Origin of the sequence: Lautropia dentalis (assembly GCF_003892345.1) — a bacterium.
Taxonomy (GTDB): Bacteria; Pseudomonadota; Gammaproteobacteria; order Burkholderiales; family Burkholderiaceae_E; genus Lautropia; species Lautropia dentalis.
Map to the genome: position 1 here is coordinate 730,758 of NZ_RRUE01000001.1, position 22,985 is coordinate 753,742.

Annotated in this window: 17 protein-coding genes and 1 pseudogene; 9 read left to right on the forward strand and 9 right to left on the reverse strand. The window is 67.8% G+C overall.

All coding sequences use genetic code 11. The features are described 5' to 3' along the window. The first annotated feature begins 5 nt into the window (after positions 1–5). From nusA to EHV23_RS02875, 8 genes and pseudogenes are all read left to right on the forward strand, one after another. Positions 6–1,487 (forward strand): transcription termination factor NusA, encoded by a 1,482-nt coding sequence (nusA, locus tag EHV23_RS02840; RefSeq protein WP_125094624.1) that lies wholly within the window; start codon positions 6–8, stop codon positions 1,485–1,487. 95 nt (positions 1,488–1,582) lie between these two features. Then, positions 1,583–4,654: a translation initiation factor IF-2 gene (gene infB, locus EHV23_RS02845; protein WP_125094625.1), complete on the forward strand. Its 3,072-nt coding sequence runs from the start codon at positions 1,583–1,585 to the stop codon at positions 4,652–4,654. Between the two features lie 164 nt (positions 4,655–4,818). Next, positions 4,819–5,202, forward strand: a pseudogene (rbfA, locus tag EHV23_RS02850) (30S ribosome-binding factor RbfA); the annotation flags it as partial. A 168-nt stretch (positions 5,203–5,370) separates the two neighbouring features. Continuing rightward, positions 5,371–6,348: a tRNA pseudouridine(55) synthase TruB gene (gene truB, locus EHV23_RS02855; protein ID WP_158615809.1), complete on the forward strand. Its 978-nt coding sequence runs from the start codon at positions 5,371–5,373 to the stop codon at positions 6,346–6,348. 82 nt (positions 6,349–6,430) lie between these two features. Then, complete coding sequence (typA, locus tag EHV23_RS02860; protein ID WP_125094627.1) at positions 6,431–8,293, forward strand: translational GTPase TypA; 1,863 nt, start codon at positions 6,431–6,433, stop codon at positions 8,291–8,293. Positions 8,294–8,643: 350 nt separating this feature from the next. Then, the gene (locus tag EHV23_RS02865) at positions 8,644–8,931 is read left to right on the forward strand and encodes an SWIB/MDM2 domain-containing protein (RefSeq protein WP_125094628.1); all 288 of its coding nucleotides are present in this window, start codon (positions 8,644–8,646) and stop codon (positions 8,929–8,931) included. A 357-nt stretch (positions 8,932–9,288) separates the two neighbouring features. After that, positions 9,289–10,203 (forward strand): hypothetical protein, encoded by a 915-nt coding sequence (locus EHV23_RS02870; protein WP_125094629.1) that lies wholly within the window; start codon positions 9,289–9,291, stop codon positions 10,201–10,203. Positions 10,204–10,510: 307 nt separating this feature from the next. After that, positions 10,511–12,073, forward strand: coding sequence for a hypothetical protein (locus EHV23_RS02875; protein WP_125094630.1), 1,563 nt, complete (start codon positions 10,511–10,513; stop codon positions 12,071–12,073). Positions 12,074–12,243: 170 nt separating this feature from the next. Here EHV23_RS02875 and EHV23_RS02880 read toward each other — a convergent pair whose 3' ends face one another. The 3 genes from EHV23_RS02880 to EHV23_RS02890 form a co-directional block, all read right to left on the reverse strand. Beyond that, positions 12,244–14,793 carry a cytochrome c peroxidase gene (locus EHV23_RS02880; RefSeq protein WP_125094631.1) on the reverse strand — a complete coding sequence of 850 codons (2,550 nt, stop codon included), beginning with the start codon at positions 14,791–14,793 and terminating at the stop codon, positions 12,244–12,246. 96 nt (positions 14,794–14,889) lie between these two features. Beyond that, on the reverse strand, positions 14,890–15,903 hold the full coding sequence (gene nudC / locus EHV23_RS02885) for an NAD(+) diphosphatase (protein WP_125094632.1): 1,014 nt from the start codon (positions 15,901–15,903) through the stop codon (positions 14,890–14,892). 2 nt (positions 15,904–15,905) lie between these two features. Further along, a complete protein-coding gene (locus EHV23_RS02890) occupies positions 15,906–16,226 on the reverse strand; it encodes a KTSC domain-containing protein (protein WP_125094633.1) in 321 nt (106 codons plus the stop codon). A gap of 134 nt (positions 16,227–16,360) precedes the next feature. On the opposite strand from EHV23_RS02890, the gene EHV23_RS02895 reads away from it, so the two are divergent. Then, positions 16,361–17,968, forward strand: coding sequence for an amidase (locus EHV23_RS02895; protein WP_125094634.1), 1,608 nt, complete (start codon positions 16,361–16,363; stop codon positions 17,966–17,968). A 3-nt stretch (positions 17,969–17,971) separates the two neighbouring features. Here the strand turns inward: EHV23_RS02895 and adk are convergent, their stop codons facing one another. From adk to EHV23_RS02925, 6 genes are all read right to left on the reverse strand, one after another. After that, positions 17,972–18,628, reverse strand: a complete 657-nt coding sequence (adk, locus tag EHV23_RS02900) for an adenylate kinase (protein WP_125094635.1) — start codon at positions 18,626–18,628, stop codon at positions 17,972–17,974. A gap of 235 nt (positions 18,629–18,863) precedes the next feature. After that, positions 18,864–19,700: a 3-deoxy-manno-octulosonate cytidylyltransferase gene (gene kdsB, locus EHV23_RS02905; RefSeq protein WP_125094636.1), complete on the reverse strand. Its 837-nt coding sequence runs from the start codon at positions 19,698–19,700 to the stop codon at positions 18,864–18,866. Next, positions 19,697–19,891, reverse strand: coding sequence for a Trm112 family protein (locus EHV23_RS02910; RefSeq protein ID WP_125094637.1), 195 nt, complete (start codon positions 19,889–19,891; stop codon positions 19,697–19,699). Before EHV23_RS02910 ends, kdsB begins: the two co-directional genes overlap by 4 nt. A 176-nt stretch (positions 19,892–20,067) precedes the next feature. Next, positions 20,068–21,516, reverse strand: coding sequence for a tetraacyldisaccharide 4'-kinase (gene lpxK, locus EHV23_RS02915; RefSeq protein WP_125094638.1), 1,449 nt, complete (start codon positions 21,514–21,516; stop codon positions 20,068–20,070). A gap of 165 nt (positions 21,517–21,681) precedes the next feature. Then, positions 21,682–22,104 carry an ExbD/TolR family protein gene (locus tag EHV23_RS02920; RefSeq protein WP_125094639.1) on the reverse strand — a complete coding sequence of 141 codons (423 nt, stop codon included), beginning with the start codon at positions 22,102–22,104 and terminating at the stop codon, positions 21,682–21,684. Further along, positions 22,101–22,712 (reverse strand): MotA/TolQ/ExbB proton channel family protein, encoded by a 612-nt coding sequence (locus tag EHV23_RS02925; protein ID WP_125094640.1) that lies wholly within the window; start codon positions 22,710–22,712, stop codon positions 22,101–22,103. Before EHV23_RS02925 ends, EHV23_RS02920 begins: the two co-directional genes overlap by 4 nt. Between the last annotated feature and the right edge of the window lie 273 nt (positions 22,713–22,985).

Consider the following 22,985-nt stretch of genomic DNA (forward strand, 5'->3'; position numbering starts at 1 on the left):
TCGTTATGCAGGGACGTGAATTGTTGCTGATGGTCGATGCACTGGCGCGCGAGAAGAATGTTCCGCGCGACGTCGTGTTTGCCGCACTGGAGAGTGCGCTCGCGTCGGCAATGAAAAAGCGTTACAAGGACGAGGTGGACATCCGCGTGGCCATCAGCCGCGACGATGGCACCTACCGGGGCTTTCGCCGCTGGCAGGTCGTGCCCGATGGCGAGCTGGACGACCACGATCTGCAGATCATCCTCACCGAGGCCCGCAAGCAGAATCCCGACATCCAGCTCGAGGACTTCATCGAGGAAGAACTGGAAGAGATCGAGTTCGGCCGCATCGGGGCGCAGGCCGCCAAGCAGGTCATCCTGCAGAAGATCCGTGACGCCGAGCGCGAACAGATCATCAACGACTTCCTGGCGCGGGGCGATTCGCTGCTGTCGGGCACCATCAAGCGGGTGGACCGCGAGGGCGCCATCATCGAGTCGGGCCGCATCGAGGCCCGGCTGCCGCGCGACCAGATGATCCCCAAGGAAAACCTGCGCAACGGCGACCGTGTCCGTGCCTGGGTCTCGCGCATCAACCGCGAGGGCCGCGGGCCGCAGCTGTTCCTGTCGCGCACGGCGCCCGAGTTCATCATGAAGCTGTTCGAACTCGAAGTGCCCGAGATCGAGCAGGGGCTGCTGCAGATCCGTGCTGCGGCGCGTGATCCGGGCGTGCGCGCCAAGATCGCCGTGCACACCTCCGACAGCCGGGTCGATCCCATCGGCACCTGCGTGGGCGTGCGGGGTTCGCGCGTGCAGGCGGTGACGCAGGAGCTGGCCGGCGAGCGGGTGGACATCGTGCTGTGGTCCGAAGACCCGGCGCAGTTCGTCATCGGCGCGCTGGCCCCGGCCAACGTCACCTCCATCCTGGTGGACGAGGAGCGTCACGTGATGGACGTGGTGGTCGACGAGGACAACCTCGCGCTGGCCATCGGCACCGGTGGCCGCAACGTGCGGCTGGCCTCCGAGCTGACCGGCTGGCAGATCAACCTGATGTCGGCCGAAGAGAGCGAGAAGAAACAGGAAGACGAACGGGCTGCGATCCGCGCCGTCTTCATGGAACGTCTGGATGTGGATGCCGAGGTGGCCGACATCCTGATCGACGAGGGCTTCACCGGCCTGGAAGAGATTGCCTACGTGCCGCTCGAGGAAATGCTCGAGATCGAGGCCTTCGACGGCGACACGGTCAACGAGCTGCGCGAGCGTGCACGCAACGCACTGCTGACCCAGGCAATCGCCACCGAAGAGAAACTGAACGAAACCGCCGACGACCTGCTGTCGCTGGAGGGCATGGACCGCGAGCTGGCCGTGAAGCTGGCCGAAGCCAATGTCCGGACCCGTGACGACCTGGCCGAGCTGGCGGTCGATGAACTGATCGAAATCACCGACCTCGACGAGGAACGGGCCCGTGCGCTGATCATGAAGGCGCGCGAGCACTGGTTCGTCGAAGAATGAGCGTGCGCCGCAGCGGTGCTGTCCCCACTCCCGCGTCGAAGGGGGGATGAATCACAGGTGACGCACATACAGAATCGGTAGTAGCGGAAGGACACATGGCCAGTACGAACGTTGAGACATTTGCGGCGGAATTGAAGGTACCAGCAGAGGTGCTGCTGGAGCAGTTGCGCGCAGCGGGTGTCGACAAGAAAAACCCTGCCGATCCGCTGTCGGAAGCGGACAAGGAGCGGTTGCTGTCGGCCCTGCGGGCATCGCATGGTGGCGGTGGCGACGGCCCACGGCGCCAGAAGATCACCGTGGTGCGCAAGCAGACCTCGGAGATCAAGCAGGCCGATGCCACCGGCAAGGCACGCACCATCCAGGTGGAGGTTCGTCGCAAGCGTACGTTCGTCAAGCGTGACGGCTCGGCGCCGGCTGCCGCCGGTACGCCGGCATCGGCTGCACCGGCCGCGCCCGTCATCGAACCGGTGGCACCGCCGCCGCCCCCGCCGCCCGTGGTGCAGTCGTCCAATTCGGTGATCGACGAGGAACAGCGCCGGCTGCGGGAAGCCGAAGCCCGTCGCCAGAAGGAACTGATGGAGCGTCAGGCCCGCGAGCTGCGCGAGAAGCAGGCGCGTCTGGAACGCGACCGCCAGCGCGAGAACGAGGCGGTGGCCGAGGCCACGCGTCGCGAGCAGGCCGCCCAGGCCGAGCAGGAGCGTCTGGCGAAGATGCAGGCCGATGCCCAGCGCGAGGCCGAGGCCGCCCGTGCCATGCAGCGCAAGATGCGCGAGGAGGCCGGTGCCTCCGCCGCCGCGGCCCAGGCTGCCCGCGACCAGGAGCGCAAGGCCGCCGAGGAGAAAGCCCAGGCCGAGGCCGCCCAGCGCGCTGCCCAGCAGGAAGCCGCCCGCAAGGCTGCCGAAGAGGCTGCCGAGGCGGCACGCAAGGCCAAGGAAGAGGCGGCAGCCTCGGCCGAGGCCCGCCGTCGCGCCGAGGCCGAGGTGGCTGCCATCAACCGGCTGCTCGACAAGGCCCGCCGTCCACCCCCGCCGCCTCCGCCGCCCGCACCGCCGGCGGCCCAGCCGGCTGCAGCCGCAGGCGACAGGAACCGTCGCGGCGGTACGCTGCACCGCCCGGCCGGTCAGGCTGCCAACGCGCCGGCGCCGGCCGAGAACGCCGGTGGCGGCGGTGGCCGCAACAAGCATGTGAAGTCCGAGAAGCTGTCGTCCTCGTGGCAGGATGACGCCTCCCGCAAGCGCCGTCCGGCCAAGGGCGGTCGCAACGACGGCAATGCCGGGTCGGGTACCGGTACCGGCTGGCGTACCCGTGGCCCGCGCCGTGGCAACGACCGTGGCCGGGGCGGCTTTGCGCCCTCGCACCAGCAGCCCGAGACACCCATCGTGCGCGAGGTGCATGTGCCGGAAACCATCACCGTGGCCGATCTGGCCCACAAGATGGCGGTGAAGGCCACCGAGGTGATCAAGCAGCTGATGAAGCTGGGCCAGATGGTGACCATCAACCAGGTGCTGGACCAGGAGACGGCCATGATCCTGGTCGAGGAAATGGGCCACACGGCCATTGCCGCCAAGCTGGACGATCCGGAGGCGCTGCTCGACGAAGTGGCGGCCGGCGATGTCGGTCCCGAGCTGACGCGTCCGCCGGTGGTGACCGTGATGGGCCACGTCGACCACGGCAAGACCTCGCTGCTCGACTACATCCGCCGTACCAAGGTGGCGTCGGGCGAGGCCGGTGGCATTACCCAGCACATCGGCGCCTACCACGTGGAAACCCCGCGCGGCGTGGTGACCTTCCTCGACACCCCGGGTCACGCGGCCTTCACGGCCATGCGGGCTCGCGGGGCGAAGGCCACCGACATCGTGATCCTGGTGGTGGCGGCCGACGACGGCGTGATGCCGCAGACCATCGAGGCCATCTCGCACGCCCGCGCCGCCGAGGTGCCGATCGTGGTGGCCATCACCAAGATCGACAAGCCCGAGGCCAACCCCGACCGTGTCCGCCAGGAGCTGGTGGCGCAGAGCGTGGTGCCGGAAGAGTACGGTGGCGATGTGCCCTTCGTGGGTGTGTCGGCCAAGTCCGGCGAGGGCATCGACGACCTGCTCGAGAACGTGCTGCTGCAGGCCGAAATCCTGGAGCTGAAGGCGCCGGTCAAGGCACCCGCCCGTGGTCTGGTGATCGAGGCACGCCTGGACAAGGGGCGTGGCCCGGTGGCCACCGTGCTGGTGCAGTCGGGTACGCTGTCACGGGGTGACACGGTGCTGGTGGGCTCCACCTGGGGCCGTGTGCGCGCCATGATGGACGAGTCCGGCAAGAACGCCACGGCCGCCACGCCGTCGATCCCGGTGGAAATCCAGGGTCTGAACGACGTGCCGCAGGCTGGTGAAGAGCTGCTGATGCTGGCCGACGAACGCAAGGCCCGCGAGATCGCGCTGTTCCGTCAGGGCAAGTTCCGCGACGTGAAGCTCGCCCGCCAGCAGGCCGCCAAGCTCGAGAACATGTTCGACCAGATCGGCGAGGGCGAGGTGCAGACCCTGCCGCTGATCATCAAGGCCGACGTGCAGGGCTCGCAGGAAGCGCTGGCGCACGCGCTGCTCAAGCTGGGCAATGCCGAGATCAAGGTGCAGATCGTGCACGCCCAGGTCGGTGGCATCACCGAGAGCGACATCAACCTGGCCATTGCCTCCAAGGCCGTGGTCATCGGCTTCAACGTGCGGGCCGACCAGCCGGCACGGCGCATGGCCGAGTCCAATGGCGTGGACATCCGTTACTACAACATCATCTATGATGCGGTGGATGACGTGAAGGCCGCCATGGAAGGCATGCTCTCGCCCGAGAAGCGCGAAACCATGCTGGGCATGGTCGAGATCCGCCAGGTCTTCCGCGTCACCAAGGTCGGTACCGTGGCGGGCTGCTACGTCACCGAAGGTCTGGTGCGTCGCGATGCCGAGGTGCGGCTGCTGCGCGATTCCACCGTCATCTGGACGGGCCGGATCGACTCGCTCAAGCGCTTCAAGGACGACGCCAAGGAAGTCAAGGCCGGCTTCGAGTGCGGTATCACGCTGCACAACTACAGCGACATCCAGGAAGGCGACCAGCTGGAAGTGTTCGAGGTCAAGGAAGTGGCCCGGACGCTGGCCTCGGCCGCCCAGAACCCGGCCTCGGCCTCCTGATCCCGTCCTGTCCAGCCCAGCCGCGTGGTCCGGTTCGGTGCCGTGGTCGCAGCTGCTTCGTGCCGGGTGGCCCGGGCTGTGCTGGCCCGGCCAGACTGCAGGGCCACCGAACCAGCAGAGCCCCACACCCGGGTGGTGTGCGGGCTCTCCAGTTTTTATCCGCTATGAAACGTAAACCAGGAGCAACGCCCGGCCGGGCGCTGCGTGTGACCGAACTCCTGCACCAGGAAATTGCCGAACTGATCCGCACCGAGGTGAAGGATCCGCGGCTGGGGCTGGTGACCGTGACCGGCGTGGACCTCACGCCCGACTACGCTCATGCCACCGTGCATTTCTCGGTGCTGCCCGACGATGACGAACGGGTGGCCGAAACCCTGCGTGGCCTGCGTGCCGCGTCGGGCTTCCTGCGTTCGCTGATCGGTCGGCGCGTGCGCATCCACACCACGCCCGAGCTGCACTTCGTGCATGACGCCTCCACCCGGCGGGGCATCGAGATGGGCAGGCTCATCGACGAGGCCAATGCGCGCCGCGCGGCCGACGATCCCGACAGGCCGGGTGCGGAGAGCGCCTCTGCACACGGCCAGACGGCCCGGGACGATGCAGCAGCCGTGGGCCCAGGGGCAGACGCGCCGGCCAGGTACAGTGATGCCCATGCCGGTGCAGGGGCCGCACCCTCTGCCGGGCGCAATGCCTGACCACACAGGGACGGATTGCGCTTGAAGGTACACGGACTGCTGCTGCTGGACAAACCGGTCGGGTTGTCTTCCAACGTGGCGCTGCAAAAGGTCAGGCGTCTGCTGGGGGCCGACAAGGCCGGCCATGGCGGTACGCTCGACCCGATGGCCAGCGGCGTGCTGCCGCTGATGTTCGGCGAGGCCTGCAAGCTGGCCGGGGCGGCGCTCACGCACGACAAGGCGTACGAGGCCGAGGTGCGCTTCGGCATCCGCACCACCACCGATGACGTGGAAGGCGAGGTGCTGGCGCAGTCGGAGCTGCGCCCCACCCGTGCGCAGCTGCTGGCGACACTGCCGCAGTTCACCGGGCTGATCTCGCAGGTGCCACCGGTGTATTCGGCACTGAAGGTGGGCGGCAAGGCCATGTACCGCCATGCGCGCGAGGGCAGGCCCATCGAGGCGGCGGCCCGGCAGGTGCGGGTGGATGCCATCGAGGTGCTGGATTTCGACGGTGAGCGGGCGCGGCTGGCCATCGCGTGTGGCAGTGGAACCTACATCCGCTCGATTGCCCGGGACCTGGGCGAGGTACTGGGCTGCGGCGCCCATCTGTCCGGCCTGCGGCGCACGCAGGTGGGGCAGTACCGGGTGCAGGACGCGGTGACGCTCGATACGCTGCTGGCCGGCGACGCAGCCGCTGCGGCGCAGCATCTGCAGGGGCTGCTGACGCTGGTGGCCGGATGGCCGCAGGTGGTGCTGGATGACGCCCAGGCCCGGCGCTTTGCGCAGGGGCAGGCGGTGCGGCTGACGGGGCAGCAGGCCGCGGCCCTGTCCGGCATGCGTGCCGGCATGAGCCAGATCGCCGTCCTGCACGCGGGCCGGCTGGCCGGGCTGGCACGTCAGGCCACACAGCCCGGCACCCGGGCCACACAGCCGGACGGCCTGCTGACCCGGCCGGGCAGCCAGGCAGCACAGCCGGGCAGCCCGGTGACGCTGGCGCCGGTCCGGGTGATACTCGAATGATCGACGGCCAATACCCAGATGATTTCTTGCGGGACCCGGCCTCTTCCGGGCCCCTTTCTTGACTTTTGATGCAGGACTGAGCGTGTCAGATACAACCACTTCAACCCAGCCGATCCGCAACATCGCGATCATCGCGCACGTGGACCACGGCAAGACCACGCTGGTGGACCAGCTGCTGCGCCAGTCCGGTACCTTCCGGGCCAACCAGCAGGTGAACGAGCGCGTGATGGACTCCAACGATCTGGAGCGCGAGCGCGGCATCACCATTCTGGCCAAGAACTGTGCCGTCGAGTACAAGGGCACACGGATCAACATCGTCGATACCCCGGGACACGCCGACTTCGGTGGCGAGGTGGAGCGGGCCCTGTCGATGGTGGACGGCGTGCTGCTGCTGGTGGACGCCATGGACGGCCCCATGCCGCAGACCCGCTTCGTCACTCGCAAGGCGCTGGCGCTGGGCCTGCGCCCCATCGTGGTGGTGAACAAGATCGACCGTCCCGGTGCCCGCCCGCACTGGGTGGTGGACCAGACCTTCGACCTGTTCGACCGGCTGGGCGCTACCGAGGAGCAGCTGGACTTCCCGGTGGTGTATGCCTCGGCGCTGGCCGGCTATGCCGTGAACGAAGTGGAAGAGGCCGAAGCGGCCGCCGCCGCCGAAAACCCGTCGATGGCGTCGCTCTTCGAGACGATCCTCGACCGCGTGCCGGCCCGTGCCGACGACCCGAACGGTCCGCTGCAGTTCCAGATCTCGGCGCTGGACTATTCCAGCTACGTGGGCCGGATCGGCATCGGCCGCATCAACCGCGGCACCGTCCGTGGCGGCGAGACCGTGTTGCTGATGCATGGCGACGAAAAAACCCCCGTTACCGCGAAGGTCAACCAGGTGCTGCGCTTCCGGGGGCTGGAACGCGAGGTGGTGCCCTTTGCCGAGGCCGGTGACATCGTGGCCATCAACGGCATCGAGAACATCGACATCGGCTCCACGCTCTGCAAGGTGGGCAACCCCGACCCGCTGCCGCTGCTGCGCATCGACGAGCCGACGCTGACCATGGAATTTCTGGTCAACACCTCGCCGCTGGCCGGCCGCGAGGGCAAGTACGTGACCAGCCGCCAGATCCGCGAACGCCTGGAGCGCGAACTGCAGGCCAACGTGGCGCTGCGGGTGGAGTTCACCGAAGATGCCGACACCTTCGTGGTGTCCGGTCGTGGCCAGCTGCACCTGACCATTCTGCTCGAGAACATGCGCCGCGAGGGCTACGAACTGGCCGTGTCGCGACCCAAGCCGCGCATCCGCATCGTCGAGGGCGAGCGCGAGGAACCCTACGAGCAGCTGACGGCCGATCTGGAAGAAGAGCACCAGGGCGCCGTGATGGAACTGCTGGGCCGCCGCCGGGGCGAGCTGCAGAACATGGAACCGGACGGCAAGGGTCGCGTGCGGCTGGAGTACCGTGTGCCGGCGCGGGGCCTGATCGGCTTCCAGAACGAGTTCCTGAACCTGACGCGCGGCACCGGCATCATGAGCCACGTGTTCGAGGACTACGGTCCGTGGGCCGGCGACATCGAGGGCCGCCGCCAGGGCGTGCTGATCTCGCAGGACGATGGCGCGGCCGTGGCCTATGCGCTGTGGAAGCTGCAGGATCGCGGCCGGATGTTCGTCAGGCCCAACGACGCGCTGTACGAGGGCATGATCATCGGCATCCACACCCGCGACAACGACCTGGTGGTCAACCCGATCCGCGAGAAAAAGCTCACCAACGTGCGTGCCTCCGGCAAGGATGAGGCCATCAACCTCACCCCGCCCATCGAGCTGACGCTGGAAAAGGCCGTCGAGTTCATCGCCGACGACGAGCTGGTGGAGATCACACCAAAGAGCATCCGCCTGCGCAAGCGCCACCTGAAGGAACACGAGCGCCGCCGTGCCAGCCGGGAGGGAGAGGGGGCCTGATACGCCTCGCGCGTGCCATCCCCTCCTGCCTTGTGCAGGCCACGGAACGTTGCACTGACAGAGGGGGCGGCAGGTCACGCGACATGCGTCCTGAATCACGCACAGACGGAGGGGGGCTGTGTGCGGGCAGGACCACACGCTTTAACACGGATTCGCCCCTGCATGTGTAACCCCGCATGACAGGGGCCGGAAATCCGGCCGTTTCTGCACTTCACGTTATGATGGAGACCAAGGGGCACTTGTGGTGCCGGCCTGTGCCGGCATCCGGTCGCTGCACCCGTGCCTCTCCGTATCAAGCCGTCCTTCGTCTGACGGCTTTTGTTTTTAAAGAACATTATCGAGGAGCATCGATGAGCAACACTTCGGACCAGAAACCCGCTACCAAGCGCACTCCCAACGCCGCCTTCAGCGCCGCCCTCACGCCCAGTCCCGAGCTGGCCGCCGTGATCGGTGCCGAGCCCAGTCCGCGTACCGAAGTGACGAAGAAGATCTGGGACTACATCAAGGCCCACAACCTGCAGAACCCCGAGAACAAGCGCATGATCCGTGCCGACGACAAACTGCGCGCGGTGTTCGGCCAGGACGAGGTGTCGATGTTCGAGATGACCCGGCTGGTCAACAAACACCTCACGAAGTGAAAGCCAGCGTGGAAAGCCCATCAGGGGCCTGTTCGTCCCCGCGCCAGCTCCGGTTTGACGGAATGGCGAATGTTTCCACCGCGCCATCAGGGGGGTGTTCGTCCCTGCGCCGGCTCCGGCTGGCAGCGTCGTCCAACCGGCACCTCTGACTGTTCCGCACCCGCGCAGGGGACGCCCGGCGATTCAACGATACGGCGCGTCGCACGAGCGACTGTTCCGCCACCCGCGCAGGGGCGCCGACATGCGGGCAGCGTTGCCCGTCATGACGAAACAGCTGGTTCACAGGTGAAGGGCCGGCTGTTTTTGTATAGACTTCTGCGGTTTTTGTACATTCTTTACCGGAGAGGTTGGGTACGTATGGATATGGGTCGAGCCGGGGTGAACCGGAAGATGCTGGCCGTGGCGCTGTCGGCAGCGCTGCTGGGCGGACTGGGAACGATGCAGGCCGCACAGGCGGCCGATGGCGGTGCCGCAGCCAGCGTAGCGGCCACCGATGCTGCCTCGGTCTGGCGCTTCCCCGGGGTGCGCATCGTCGATGCCGCTTCGGAAGCGGCCAGGACCCCCCAGGTCGCGCCGGCCTTCGGGGAGGTGGTCCACGGTGACCTGGCCCGTGTCGTGGCCGCTCCCGATGCCTCCGGCGCTCAGGATAAACCGGCCTACAAGCGGGCCGCCGACAGCATCAGCTTCATCGTGCCGGAAGACGGCCAGTCCGCCCGCCTGCTGAAAACCTTCGAGGCCATCGACAGGGTGGTGGGCAAGGCAGGGTCGGACGCCGAGATCAAGGCAGCGGCCGAGGCCGCCGGGGTGCCCGGGATGGTGCTGAACGAACGGCGCGTGTCGCTGTCGCACCGCATGGCGGCCACACCGTTTCGTCCGCCCACCGCCGTGCTGCCCCATGGCGTGCTGAAAAACGGTGGCTGGACCGAGGTCAGCCGCTTCTACCCGCTGGAAGACGGCCGTTTCGTGGAGTTCATCGAGCGTGACCTGCGGGCCACCAACGAGGTGGCCCTGCTGTCGGCCGACATGATCAACGCCGACTTCAACGGCCATCCGGGCATCGGCATCGTCTCCACCGACGACAAGGGCCGCACCGTGCAGCGGGCGTTCTGGGTGTGGGGGCCGAAGGCGTATGAAATCATCGTCGTCGATCCACGGCCCGAAGCGGCTGCCTGGATCACGGCCGAGTCCAGGGAGGCCGATGCCGGCGCCCCGGAAAACGCCCCGGTAGGCCATTCGGTGGTGGTGCTGGGGCGGTCGTTCAAGCCGTTCTGAGCGGGCAGGGGGCTGAGTGGGGCTGGAGCAGCCTGCCCATGGCCCTGGCTGCCCCCATGGGCTGCCGCCCGCAGCGGCAGGTGCCGCTGAACAGATGGAGGCTGCCGGCTCCTGCTGCTGATGAACACGTGGGGCTACTGGCACAGCCGAACAGGTGGGGCTGGCTGGCCCTGCTGCTGGCGCCGATGAACATGTGGGGTTGTTACCCAGCCGTGGGTGCCACTGGCACGTGAGTCTGCCCTCCCTCTTGCAGGCGTGTATCCTGCAGGGTGATGGACCATTTGCTGTCTTTCCCGGAGATGCCGACATGACCCCTCATCCCGCCACGACCGTTCTGGCGAAAGCCCTGTTTCTGCTGGCCATTGCCGCCGCGGCTGGCTGTGACCGCGATGGTGCACAGATGCCCATCGGGCAGAAAACCCACGAGCTGAAACTGACGGGCATGCAGGAACCCTGTCCTGCGGGGCTGAGCGAGAACGGGCGCCCGGTGTCACAGGCCGTGCTCGACCGGGTGCGCCAGGTGAAGGTGACCTGGCCCGAAGGTGTGGCGATCGACCGGGAACGGCGTGACGGCGTTTTCTACCATGACGCCATCGTGTTCGACGACCCGACCTCGGACGGTCCGTCGAAGACACTGACCGGCTGCAGCGCCAGCATCGACGAGCTGGCAGCCTGGGCCTGTGTGCGCAATCCGGTGAACGAGGGGCTGCCGTGTGCCCCCGAACGGCTGGACCGGCCCCCACATCCGGAAGCACCGGTGATGCCGTCGAAACCGGAAGACCTGAAGGATCCGGCAGGGCGGGCCTGCGAGCAGTTGCCCGCGTCGCTGTCGGGGCTCATGCTTGTCCGGTGCGTGTTCGGACCCGAGGCCATGGCGGTGGCACGGGAAAAGGCCAGGGAGCAAGGAAAAGCGCAGGACAGGGCAGGTGACGGGGCGGCCAGACAGACGAGTGCTGACGCATCCACGGTCGGAGACGAAAACGGCCTGCCCGCCCGGCGGCCGACGGTCCAGCCCCCCTTTGGTCGTGTTGCGCCGGATGATCGCATCCGTATCGTGGCACCGCAGACGGCTTCTTTACCAGCGGCGGGAGCCTCGCACGCAGCACAGGACGCCTTGCCAGACGCAACAGGCGCTTCGCCAGCAGCACAGGACGCTTCGCCGGCAGCCCGGAACGCCTCATCATCCGCATCGGAGGTTTCATCGCCGGCCCATGGCGCGGCCTCTTCTGAGAAGAAGGCCGCAGACGGTCATGCCGTGCCCGCGCGGGGCAAGGGCGCCCCGGATGCCGGTACCGATATCGATGGCTTGCAGTTCGTCCGCAACGACAAGGAAGTGGCGGCCATGGTCCGCACCTTCGAAATGATCAGCAGGGCGCGCGAGCGTGCCGATGCCGTGGGCGCCGAAGCAGCCAGCAGGGAATTCCAGATTCCCCAACTGGCCCTGAGCGTGAAGGATCTGCCGCTGACGGGCCCGGTGGCGCATCCGCCGTTCGGCACGGCTCTGGCCGTCACGCCGGCCGGCAGCTGGAAAAACGACCGCTGGACCGGGCTGGCCCGCTACTTCCGGATGGGCGACGGCACCTGGATCGAACTGGCCGAACGGGATCTGGCAGCCTCGCGCGGCATGCTCTACCTCACGCCGGCCATGGTCAATGTGGACATCAACGGCAAGCCGGCCAGTGCCACGGCCTTCGTGGATGGTTCGGGCCGCCGGCTGCGCCGGGTGATCTGGGTACGCGGCCCGCGATTGTACGAGCTGACCGTGCTGGACCCGCAGTCCGGCAGCGACCAGGCGGGAAGCACCCGGGGTGGTGGTACGCTGGCCGGTCGCAGCGTGCTCGACATGGCCCGGATGACCGGGCATCCCTGAACGGCCTGCCCGTCAGCAGCGTTCAGAATACACCGCGGTAGCCGGTATGCCGTGCTGGTGCACGGTCGGCTTCATGTGTCCCGCCTCAGCCCCCCGTTTTCTGGCCTCGGTTACCAGGCCCAGATTTCTGCCCCCGGCTCCCGGGCACCTGCTCTCACACTTGCTGCGCACTACTGGCCGTTCCCGGCTTGCCGGATATAGGCCGCCAGCGAGCTGACTTCCTGCTCGGTCAGCACATTCGTGTTGTGCACCCTGATCGCCGCTTCCAGCGTGGCTGCCGAGCCGTCGTGCAGGTACGGGAAGGTGTACCAGGCATCGCGCAGGCCCGGGGTGGTGATGCCGGTGAGTGGCTTGCCCTGCACGGTGCCGCTGGCGGGCTTGAGCGTGCCGATGTCGTCGAGCTTCGTGCCGCCGTTGCCCAGATCGGCATTGCCGTGGCAGGTGGTGCAGCCCTTTGCGGCAAACAGTGCCTCGCCGGCCTTGCCGGCCGCGGTCATGCTGCGGTCGCTGTTGCGATAGGGGCTGGGAGCGTACTGGCCCAGGCTGTTCACGTAGGCGGCCAGGGCGTCGAGGTCGGTCGACAGGCCCTGTTTCTTTCCGCCCAGCGGGTCGTTGCGGTTGTTCTGGTAGAGGCTGCCTGCCGGCATCAGGCCGGCGCCACCTTCGAGCTTGATGATCTGTGCCTCGAAGTCCTGCACCTCGTCGAAGTTGCCGCTCCAGTGCAGGCGCTCCTTCTTGCCGCCATGGCCCACCAGCGAGATGGTCTTGCGCAGCCCCTCGCCCAGCCCGGTCATGTCCCAGACGCGGCCGTCGCCGTAGCCTTCGCTGTGGCAGCTGGCGCAGCTCATGTAGTTGTCGCGGGCCAGGCGGGTGTCGCGGGCATCGTGAAAGAGCTGCTTGCCGCGCAGGACCTGGGCGGGCAGGCGGTCGGCACCGCTGATGGTTTTCACCAGCCGGCCGGTGACGGTCACGCTGCCCGGATCGCGCTCCGTCATCAGGGAACGGATGTCCAGGAAGGTCAGGGTGCGCTGCATGACGTTGGCCACCACGGCCTGTGTGCCGTCGGGCGAGACGGCCACGCCCTGCGGGGCCATGCCCACCGAATCCATCCGGCGTACCTGTACGGCCGTGCCGGCATCGATGATGGCCAGCTCGCGTGAGGTTTCCAGCGCCACCAGCACGTACTGGCCGTTGGGCGTGTAGGCGGCCGCACTGGCCACGCTGCTGTTGTCGAGGTCGTAGCGGCGGGTGGCGGCCTCGGCAGGCGTGGTGCCATCCAGATCGATGTTCGACAGGATGGCCCGCACGGTGCTCTCGTAGTCGAGTGCCTTGCCGTCGCGGGCGGTGCCGCGCTGGATGTTGTCCTGCTTCGATGGCACCCAGGCCTGCCTGCCGCTGGGCGAGATGACCGGTGCCCCCAGATAGTTGGGCAGGCCCCGGGCCGAGGTGGCGCCGTCGGCCTCGCGGCTCATGCCCAGGCGAATGGTGTGCTTCAGGGTGGCGGTGGCCGGGTCGAACTGCAGCACCTCGCCCCCCCGGAAGTCCGGGCTGTCGGGGTTGACGGTCAGCGTGTTCTCGCCCGGTACCGGCGGTGAGATGAAGCGGCTGGCCAGCAGGGTGGTGCTGTTGGCGCTGATGGCCAGATGGCGCACGTCAGGCCCCAGCGTCTGGCGTTTTTTGAGCGCACGGGTGGTGGCATCGAACTGCAGCAGTTCCTGTGAGCCCAGCGTGCTCACCCATATACCATTGCCATCGGCGGCAGCCACCACGCCATAGGGCTGCACGGCAGCACCCAGTTCGAGGGTGGTGACGACCGTGAGCGTGTCGGGTGCGATGATGCTGATCGTGCCGCTGTAGCGGTTGCTCACCCAGGCGTAGCCGGCGTTGTCGATGGCGACGGTGCGGGGTCCATCTCCCACCGGAATCTCTTTCAGCAGCGTCTGCGTGCTGCCGTCGAGTACGGCCACGGTGTTCTGGTCCGGGTTGACCACCCAGATGCGCGGGTTGGCCTGCCGGTCGTAGGTGACCAGCGTGGACGACTGCGCGCGTTGCTGGGCCACCGGCAGGGCGACGGAGGCCGCGGCCGGGCCCTGTACGGTGCCGCTGATGCGCAGCACGGCCGGGGTCGGACGTTGCGACAGGTTGTCGGCGTCGTTGCCGGGCAGGGGCGTGTTGGCCGGTGTGGCGGGCGCATTGGGCGCGGGCACCACGGGGGCCGGATTCTGGCCGGGCTGGGTGTTGCCGTTGCTGGCGTCGCCGCCCTGGGGTGTCGTGCCGTTGCCGGCACCGCTGTTGCCGGCACCTGGATTGGCGATGTTGCCCGGTTGGGGCGTGTTGCCGGGATGGGTAGGGCCGTCCGGATTGGCAATATTGTCGGGACTGGTGGTGTTACCCGGCTGGGTGGCCGTGCCGCTCTGGCTGCCGTTGCCACCGTTCTGGCCCGGTGCCGGGCTGGATGAACCACCTCCGCCCCCACAGGCGGCCAGGGCGCTGCAGACCAGCAGTGCCGTCAGGCTGCGGGGCAGGCGGGGAAACGGCTGGCGGCGAACCGGATGCCGAAGGGACGAGAGGGTGAGACCCGCCGGGGAAGGAGGCAGCGGGGAGGCCGGGCCTGCGGCCGGTGTGTGCCTGGCATGGGCAGTACGGTCAGAAACGGCAGGGGCGTTGAGGGTGCGGAAAAGCGGCAAGGCGGGCTCCCGGCGGCGACGAATTTGTCTCATCACGCCACTATGCGTCAGTTTTCCGATATTGCACAGGAGTTATGGCACAGAGTGCCGCTGCCGGGAGGGTCTGTGTGTCTGGCGCGTGCTGCGGGCTCATTCGCCTGCGCACCGACTCCGTTTGACAAGCCGCCGTGCCGTGGCTTCGACCAGCGCCTGCGAGATGCTGACGTTGGCCGGCGGCAGGTCGGGCAGGGCGTCGGGCTCGAACCAGCGGGCATCGCGCAGCTCGGCGGGGTCGACGGAGATATCGCCGGCCAGCCATTCGGCCGTGAAGGCCAGCATCAGCGCATGGGGAAAGGGCCAGCTCTGGCTGCCGAAGTAGCGCAGATCGTGGACCTGCAGGCCCACTTCCTCGGCGACCTCGCGGTGCAGGGCGGCCTCGACGGATTCGCCCGCTTCCAGAAAACCCGCCAGGGCGCTGTAGCGTCCCTCGGGAAAGCTGACATTGCTGGCCAGCAGCAGCTGGCGGCCGCGGGTGATCAGCACCATCATGGCGGGCGAGATGCGCGGGTACGAACGTAGCCCGCAGCGCGGGCACTGGACGGCCCGTTCGTGCGTCAGCCGTTGCGTCGGCACACCGCAGGCACCGCACCAGCGGTGGGTACGCTGCCATTCGAGCAGCTGGCTGGCCTGCATGGCAATGGCGGCCATCCCGTCGGGCAGGCGGCCGAACCAGCTGCGCAGGCCGGCGGCTTCCCAGCCGGGGGGCAGGGATGCCGCGGTACCGTGCGTGCCGCTGGCGGGTATGTCGGTGGTGGATGTACCGGCACTGGGGGCGCTGCCGATGGCGGGCGTACTGGTGGCAGGCGTTGCGTGGTTGGACGAGGTGGTGCCGGATGACGGAAAAGCCCCTGTGGAGGGCAGCGCGTCCAGTCCGATGGCCAGCCAGGGCCTGCCCTGCCATGTACCCAGTGGCTCGCAGGCATGCCACGCAGCCCCGTCGAGCAGGGCGCCGTAATCGTGGCGGGTGAGGGCGGGTGGCCCCTCGCTGCGCTGGATCAGTTTCTGGCCTGCGAACAGCAGGATGTGGGTGTCGGGCCGGGCCAGCAGGGCGGCAACCGCCGTGTTCCCGGCACTGATCTGGAAGCCGTGAGGCAGCTGCAGCATGTTCAGGACTTGCTGTCTGACTGCTGGAACAGGGCGTCGAGCTGCTGGCGGGCGGAAGCAGCGGCGGCATCGGCGCCGATGACGGGGGGCGGCGTGGTGATGCGCGTCTGCGTCATCGGGTATTCGTCGGCAATGCGGTCTTCCCAGAAGCTGGCCGGGTTGGGTGCGGCGAAGAAGCGCTTGGCCACCTCGGCCGGCAGACTGCGATAGCTGCGCAACAGGCCGTCCTGAAAGGCTATTTCCAGCGTTTGCCGGTTTTCGTCGTAGGCGGCAGAACGGAGGCTGTTGCTGTTCAGGGCACGGTGGGGCAGCGGATACTTCATGGGACGGGGCTTCCGGGCGGGGCTTCCTTTCGGGAAACCTTCATAATAGCGCCTCTGGCAGGTGTTGTCCCCCCTGAATCCATGGTGGGGCCTGGCCGAAGGGAAAACTTCCTTTGGGTGCGCATGACAAATTCATGAACCGTTCCAGACGGGAGCGGAGGTCGAAGATGAGTCTGGATGTGGCAGCAAGGTTCGCCGCGCTGCAGATGGTGCAGCCGCTGGATGCGCAGGCACGGGCGCTGGTGCAGGGGCGCCGCTCGCTGGAAGACGAGCTGGCCGTGCTGCAGCAGAAGGCGGCCGATACGGCATCGTTCAATCCGCTGGCGTGGGTGGACTGGGCGCGGGCCCGGGGTGAGGCCCGGCAGCTGATGGACGATCTGCGACGCGATCCGGCCCGCATGCAGCACAAGCCGCTGCTGGGGGCGTGGATCAGCGTGAAGGATCTGTTCCAGCTCGAGGGGGCGCCCATGGCGGCTGGCACCCGGGCGCCATTGCCGGTGCTGCCACCGCAGGACAGTGCCGTGGTGCGCCGTCTGCGCGAGGCCGGGGCGCTGGTGTTTGCCAAGACGAACATGCACGAGATTGCGCTGGGCGCCACCGGCGAGAATCCGTGGACGGGCGATGTCTGCAACCCCTGGGATCCGGCCCGGCAGGCCGGCGGCTCATCGAGTGGTTCGGGTGTGGCCGTGGCGCTGCGGCTGGGGCATGCGTCCATCGGCAGCGATACGGGCGGTTCGATCCGCATTCCGGCGGCGTTCTGTGGTGTGGTGGGGTTCAAGCCCACCGTCGGCAGCATTTCGCTGGAGGGGGCGCTGCCGCTGTCCTGGACCTGTGACCATGCCGGTCCGCTGACCCAGCATGTGCAGGATGCCGCGCTGCTGTACGCGGTGCTGTCCGGCCGCAGTGTGCGGCATGGGCGGGTGGCCCGAAGGCCGCGGCTGGCGGTGCCGTACCGGTGGCTCGCCGGGCGGCTGGACGAGGCGGTACATCACACCTTCCAGCGGGTGCTGGGCTGGCTGGGGGAGGTGGCGGATCTGGTGGCGCTGGAACCGCCCGACATGGATGTGCCGTGGCGCCATTATTCCTCCCTCGTGCGCGCCGAGGCGGCACGGGTGCATCATGCAGCACTGGCGGCCGGAGGGGATGGGTTTTCGGTGGGGGTTCTGGAACCGCTGCGGCTGGGCATGACCCTGCCGGCGCAGGAATACATTGCCGCGCTGCAGGCACGCCGGCAGTTCATGGCAGAACTGGATGCCGTGCTGGCCGGTGTGGATGGCATGGTGCTGCCCACCTCGGCCATCTTCCCGCCCCGGCGGGGCCAGACGGAGGCCGAAACCCGCGGCGGCACGATGATGGTGCGGGAGGCCGTGCTGGGCCAGACGCTGCCGTTCTCGTTTGCCGGGGTGCCGGCCATCAGCCTGCCGATGGGAACGATGCGCAGGGAGTGGGATCAGGCAGGAGAGCAGCCCCGTTCGGGAGAACTGCGTCTGGATGGCCTGCCGCAGCAGGGACAAGCGGGGGGACTGCCAGGGCAGCAGGAAGGGCAGCAGGGACGGCCGGGAGAGCCGGAGCAGCCGGGAGAGGCGAGCGTGTCGGGGCAGCCGGTGCAGGATCATCCCACCCCGGCCAGACGGGGTGACATGCCGTTTGGCCTGCAGCTGGTGGGCCGCCGTGACGGCGACGCCGGCCTGCTCGCCCTGGCGCAGTGGCTGGAAGGCGTGCGGACGCCGCACATCCTCTGAGGGTCAACCCTTCAGGACGGCCATCACCCGGTCGCGGATCTCTTCCACGGTGCCGACCCCGGCCAGTGCGTGATACCGTGGTGCGGCGGCATCGCCGGTCTTTGCCCAGGCCTGGTAGTAGTCGACCAGCGGGCGGGTTTGCTGCTGGTAGACATCCAGACGCTTGCGGACCACTTCCTCGCGGTCGTCGCCACGCTGGGTGAGGGGCTCGCCGGTCACGTCGTCCTTCCCCTCGACCTTCGGCGGGTTGAAGCGGATGTGATAGCTGCGGCCGCTGGGCTGGTGCACGCGGCGACCACTCATGCGCTCGATGATGGCGCTGTCGGGCACCTGCAGTTCGACCACATGGTCCAGCTGGATGCCGGAGTCACGCAGGGCCTGGGCCTGCGGAATGGTGCGCGGGAAGCCGTCGAACAGGTAGCCGTTGGCGCAGTCGGGCTGCTTCAGGCGTTCCTTGACCAGGCCGATGATGATGTCGTCCGACACCAGCTTGCCTTCGTCCATGACCTGTTTGGCCATTTTGCCCAGCTCGGTGCCGGCCTTGATGGCGGCACGCAGCATGTCGCCGGTGGAAATTTGCGGGATGCCGAAGGCCGCGGTGATGAAGCCGGCCTGTGTGCCCTTGCCGGCACCCGGGGGGCCCAGAAGAATCAGTCGCATGGAAGTCCTGTGGTGGTGAATGTTGGTCGTCCCAATTGTAACGCGCTGCCCGATCACACCACTACGTCCACAAACCGGCCGGAACAGGCATTTTTTGGCGTGCCGTAGCGTCGGGGCGGGCAGCCGGACGTGCCTGGTGCCTCATGGATTCATTTGTTCCTGCGCTGGACCGGGCGATGTGTCGACAAGGCATATCGTGCAGGCACGGCCGGCGCCCAGATGTCAGCACGCCGTCTCAGCGCCCGGCCAGCCGGGCCCGCACGGCTTCCAGATCGGCCGGTGTGTCGACCCCGGCGGGTGGCGCCTCGTCGGTGTGCAGCAGCTTGATGCGATAGCCGTGATGGAGCACCCGCAGCTGTTCCAGGGCCTCGATCTGCTCCAGGGCACAGGGGGCCAGATGGGCGTAGCGGGTGAGAAAGCTGCTGCGGTAGGCGTACATGCCGATGTGGCGCAATGGCCGCGCCATGGCGAACGCCTGCCGGGTGGCGTCGCTGTCGGGCTGGGCGCCCCAGGCGAGCGGGCCGCGTGCCCAGGGCAGCGGGCTGCGCGAGAACAGCAGGGCACGGTCGTCGGCGTCGGCCACGACCTTGACCACGTTGGGATTGAGCCAGTCGGCCGCGCTCTGCACCGGATGCACGGCGGTGGCCATGGGGCAGTCGGGGTCGGCTGCCAGGGTGGTGGCCAGCGCATCGATGAGGGTGGGCGGGATTTCCGGTTCGTCGCCCTGCACGTTGACGACGACGGTGTCCTGCGCCAGTTCCATCAGCGTGATGGCCTCGGCCAGCCGTTCGGTGCCGGAGGCGTGGTCGGCCCGCGTCATGATCACCTCGTGTCCGTGCAGCCGGGCTACGGCGGCCACTTCCTCGCTGTCGGTGGCAATGGCCACGCGGTCGGCCTTTGACCGGCGGGCCTGATTGGCCACACGGACCACCATCGGTACCCCGGCAATGTCGGCCAGCGGCTTGTTGGGCAGCCGGGTGGAGGCCAGACGGGCCGGAATCAGCACCACGAAGTGGGACGGTGTGGCGGTGTGCGTGGCGGGGGCATCGCCCGGGGTATGTGCTGCGCTCATGGTGCGCTGGAAGGCTGGGTTGCCGGGGGCGCACCGTCCAGCCGGGTGGCCTCTTCTTCGATCATCACCGGCACGCCATCACGGATGGGGAAGGCGAGGTGATCGGCCTTGCAGGTGAGGGTCTGGGCCTGGCGGTCATAGTCGAGCGAACCCTTGCACAGCGGGCAGACGAGAATGTCGAGGGGCATCATGGTGGTCGGTTCCCTGAAAGAGTCCGGAGCGGGGCACGCATGGATGGGCGGTTCCGGTGGTATCCGGCGTATCCGCTCCGATGGTATCCGGTGTGCCCGCTCCGGTGGTGTCCGGTGCGTCTCTGGGCGTTTGGCCGTGCGGCTGTGTGCCACGGCCGGCATGGCAAATGGTTTGCTCAGCTGGAACGGGATGTGCCGGCGGCAGCCGGTGCAGCGGCGCCCAGCCTCGGGAGCAGCCATTCTAGCAGTGCGGGCTCCGGCACGGCCTCGATATCGAGCACCCAGCAGCGCTGCTTCAGCACATCCGGAAAATCCTGGCATTTCACGGCGTCCTTGGCCGTCATGATGAGGGTGGCCTCGGGCAGGCTGGCCAGCCATTCGGGGGAGATGCGGGCGTGATCGGGCAGCGGATACTTCGTGATGTCCAGCCCCAGCTTGCGCAGGCTGCCAAAGAAACGCTCGGGGCGCGAGATGCCGGCCACGGCCGCCAGTGTCTGCCCCTGGTGACGGGCCACGAAGGTTTCCGGGGTTTCGGGGGTGCTGGACGGATTCTGCCCGAGCGGGTGGATGCTGCCGGTTTCGGTGCGCACACCAAAGGCACGAGGAGGCCGGGCCGGCGGCGTGCTGCGGGCGCGACCGGCCGCCGGGGTGGTCATCGAGGCCGCCGTGCTGCGTGTTGGCGGTTTGCGGTGGGCGCAGCCGCCGGTCGAAACCGGTGAGCCTGCCATCGGCCCCCAGGCGGGGATGCTGGTGGATGGTGCGGCGGGGGCGGATGCCGATGCAGGTGTGGATGCCTGTGCAGACACCTGCGTGGGCGCGGATGATGGTGTCGGGGCCATTGCCGGGCCGGAAGCCACGGTTGACGCTGGGTTCGAACCTGAAACCGACGCGCCTTCCGTGCCCACCTCATCCCGGTCATGCCCGTCATCTCTGGCCAGCAGACCCCGTGCCTTCAGATCGGCGCGGGCGGCCGGCATCAGTGCCTCGGGCAGCAGCAGGGCGTCCACGGTGTTCAGGCGCTCGATGGGTTCGCGCAGCGGGCCGGCCGGCAGGCAGTGGCCGTTGCCCAGGCCCATCGGGTGCATCATCACCAGTTCCAGCGTGCGGGGCAGGGCGGCGTGTTGCAGGCCATCGTCGGAAATCACCACGTCCAGCCCGGGGTGGGTACTGCACAACAGGTCCAGCGCTTCCCGGCGACGGCTGCCCACGGCAACCGGCAGCCCCGTCTGTGCCAGCAGCAGGGCTTCGTCGCCGGCTTCATCCGGGGGAGTGCGTGCATCGATCAGGCGGGGCACCCGGTTGCCGCGGGCGCGGTAGCCGCGGGCCAGCAGGCCCACCTTCAGCCCCTGCGCGGTCAGCAGCCGGGCCAGTGCGATGACCATGGGTGTCTTGCCCGAACCGCCCACCACCAGGTTGCCCACCACGATCACGGCCGGGCGGGCGCTGCCGGGCAGGCGTTCCACCTTCAGGGCCCGGCGCCGGGCCTCCCGGTCCACCAGCTTCGAGAGCTGGTTCAGGATGGGCCAGGCCAGACGGTAGATGCGCTTCTGCCAGCCTCGCGGGTAGCCGAACCAGACGGCTAGCAGCCAAGTCTCGACACGTTGGCGCAGGGCTTCGGATTTCACACAGGGGCTCCTTCAGGGCAGAGAGGGAACAGGTACAGGGGTACCCACCTGCACTCATGAAAAAAGGCGCCCCGAAGGACGCCCCTGAAGTATAGGAGGAACCGTCGTTGCCCGTCCTGCAGACGGTACCGTCGTCGCCCGTCGTGCAGGTGGCAGGGTGAGCGCTCAGTCTGGCTGGCGGGTCTTCGTGGCAAAGCTCACGCGGGCCAGGCCGGCGATGCGGGCGCTTTCCATCACGTTGACCACCGACTGGTGCGAGGCGGACGCATCGGCATGGATCACTACGATCGGGTTCTGCCGGTCGCCGGCGGCCCGGGTCAGGATGCCGGCCAGCGTGTCCGGATCGGCGTGACCGACGGTCTCGCTGTCCACCCGGTACTGGCCATCGGCCGTGACGGCCACCAGAATCTGCACCGGCGCTTCCGGCGATGCCTTGCCGGCGGCCGAGGGCAGGTCCACCGCCAGCTCACGGTAGCGGTTGTAGGTGGTGGTGACCATCAGGAAGATGAGGATCACCAGCAGCAGATCGATCAGCGGAATGAAGTTGATTTCCGGCTCGTCGCGCCGGAGCGAACGACGGAAGTTCAATGCCGGCCTCCAATACCCTTGATCACATCCACCAGGCGCAGCGACTGCTGCTCCATTTCCATCAGAAAATCATCCACGCGGCTGCGAAAGCCGCGGTACGCCACCAGGGCCGGAATGGCCACGCCAATACCGAAGGCGGTGTTGTAGAGTGCAATCGAGATGCCGTGGGCCAGCTGGGTGGGATCGTTGCCGGCGGCATTCTGCGAGCCGAAGATCTCGATCATGCCGATCACGGTACCAAAGAGGCCCAGCAGCGGGGCGACGGTGGCCAGTGTGCCCAGCGTGGGCAGGAAGCGCTCCAGGTCGTGGGCCACGGCGCGGCCGCTTTCTTCCATCGCGTCCTTGATCATCTCGCGCGATTCGAATTCGTGGCGCAGGCCGGCTGCCAGCACGCGGCCCAGCGGAGAGGAGCGCTCGACCCGGCCGACCATCTCGGCGTTGAGCTGCCGGTTGCGGTGCAGCGTCACCACTTCCTCGAGCATGCCCGGGGGGAGAATCTTGCGGCGTTGCAGGGTGATCGAACGTTCGATGATCAGGGCGACCGTGATGATCGAGGCAAGGATCAGAAACCAGATGGGCCAGCCAGCGGCCGAGATGATGGAGAACAAGGGAACACACTCCGGAAGATGGAACTTTCGCGGGACGCGAACGCTCCGGATTGTCGGTTTTTTTGACCGCAATCGGCAAGTGTGGCACGGTGAGCGTGGTCTGCGTGACAAACCCTGTCTGACACGACTGCCTTGTGTGACACGGCATGCGTAATTATGCGAGGTGTTGCCGGCTCCCTGCGGGCGTGGCGTTCGCGGGTCACAGGAAAAAAGCTATATCATTCAAGGGATTGTGTGACGGTCAGATGGTCTGGACTGGTACTTTTCGCAGGC

Excerpts from the sequence above, each read along its gene's own strand:
- EHV23_RS02870 (WP_125094629.1), top strand. The coding sequence starts at position 9,289 with ATGGATATGGGTCGAGCCGGGGTGAACCGGAAGATGCTGGCCGTGGCG.
- nudC (WP_125094632.1), bottom strand. The coding sequence starts at position 15,903 with ATGCTGCAGCTGCCTCACGGCTTCCAGATCAGTGCCGGGAACACGGCG.
- EHV23_RS02895 (WP_125094634.1), top strand. The coding sequence starts at position 16,361 with ATGAACCGTTCCAGACGGGAGCGGAGGTCGAAGATGAGTCTGGATGTG.
- EHV23_RS02890 (WP_125094633.1), bottom strand. The coding sequence starts at position 16,226 with ATGAAGTATCCGCTGCCCCACCGTGCCCTGAACAGCAACAGCCTCCGT.
- EHV23_RS02865 (WP_125094628.1), top strand. The coding sequence starts at position 8,644 with ATGAGCAACACTTCGGACCAGAAACCCGCTACCAAGCGCACTCCCAAC.
- kdsB (WP_125094636.1), bottom strand. The coding sequence starts at position 19,700 with ATGAGCGCAGCACATACCCCGGGCGATGCCCCCGCCACGCACACCGCC.
- EHV23_RS02910 (WP_125094637.1), bottom strand. The coding sequence starts at position 19,891 with ATGATGCCCCTCGACATTCTCGTCTGCCCGCTGTGCAAGGGTTCGCTC.
- EHV23_RS02880 (WP_125094631.1), bottom strand. The coding sequence starts at position 14,793 with ATGAGACAAATTCGTCGCCGCCGGGAGCCCGCCTTGCCGCTTTTCCGC.
- infB (WP_125094625.1), top strand. The coding sequence starts at position 1,583 with ATGGCCAGTACGAACGTTGAGACATTTGCGGCGGAATTGAAGGTACCA.
- adk (WP_125094635.1), bottom strand. The coding sequence starts at position 18,628 with ATGCGACTGATTCTTCTGGGCCCCCCGGGTGCCGGCAAGGGCACACAG.
- nusA (WP_125094624.1), top strand. The coding sequence starts at position 6 with ATGCAGGGACGTGAATTGTTGCTGATGGTCGATGCACTGGCGCGCGAG.
- EHV23_RS02875 (WP_125094630.1), top strand. The coding sequence starts at position 10,511 with ATGACCCCTCATCCCGCCACGACCGTTCTGGCGAAAGCCCTGTTTCTG.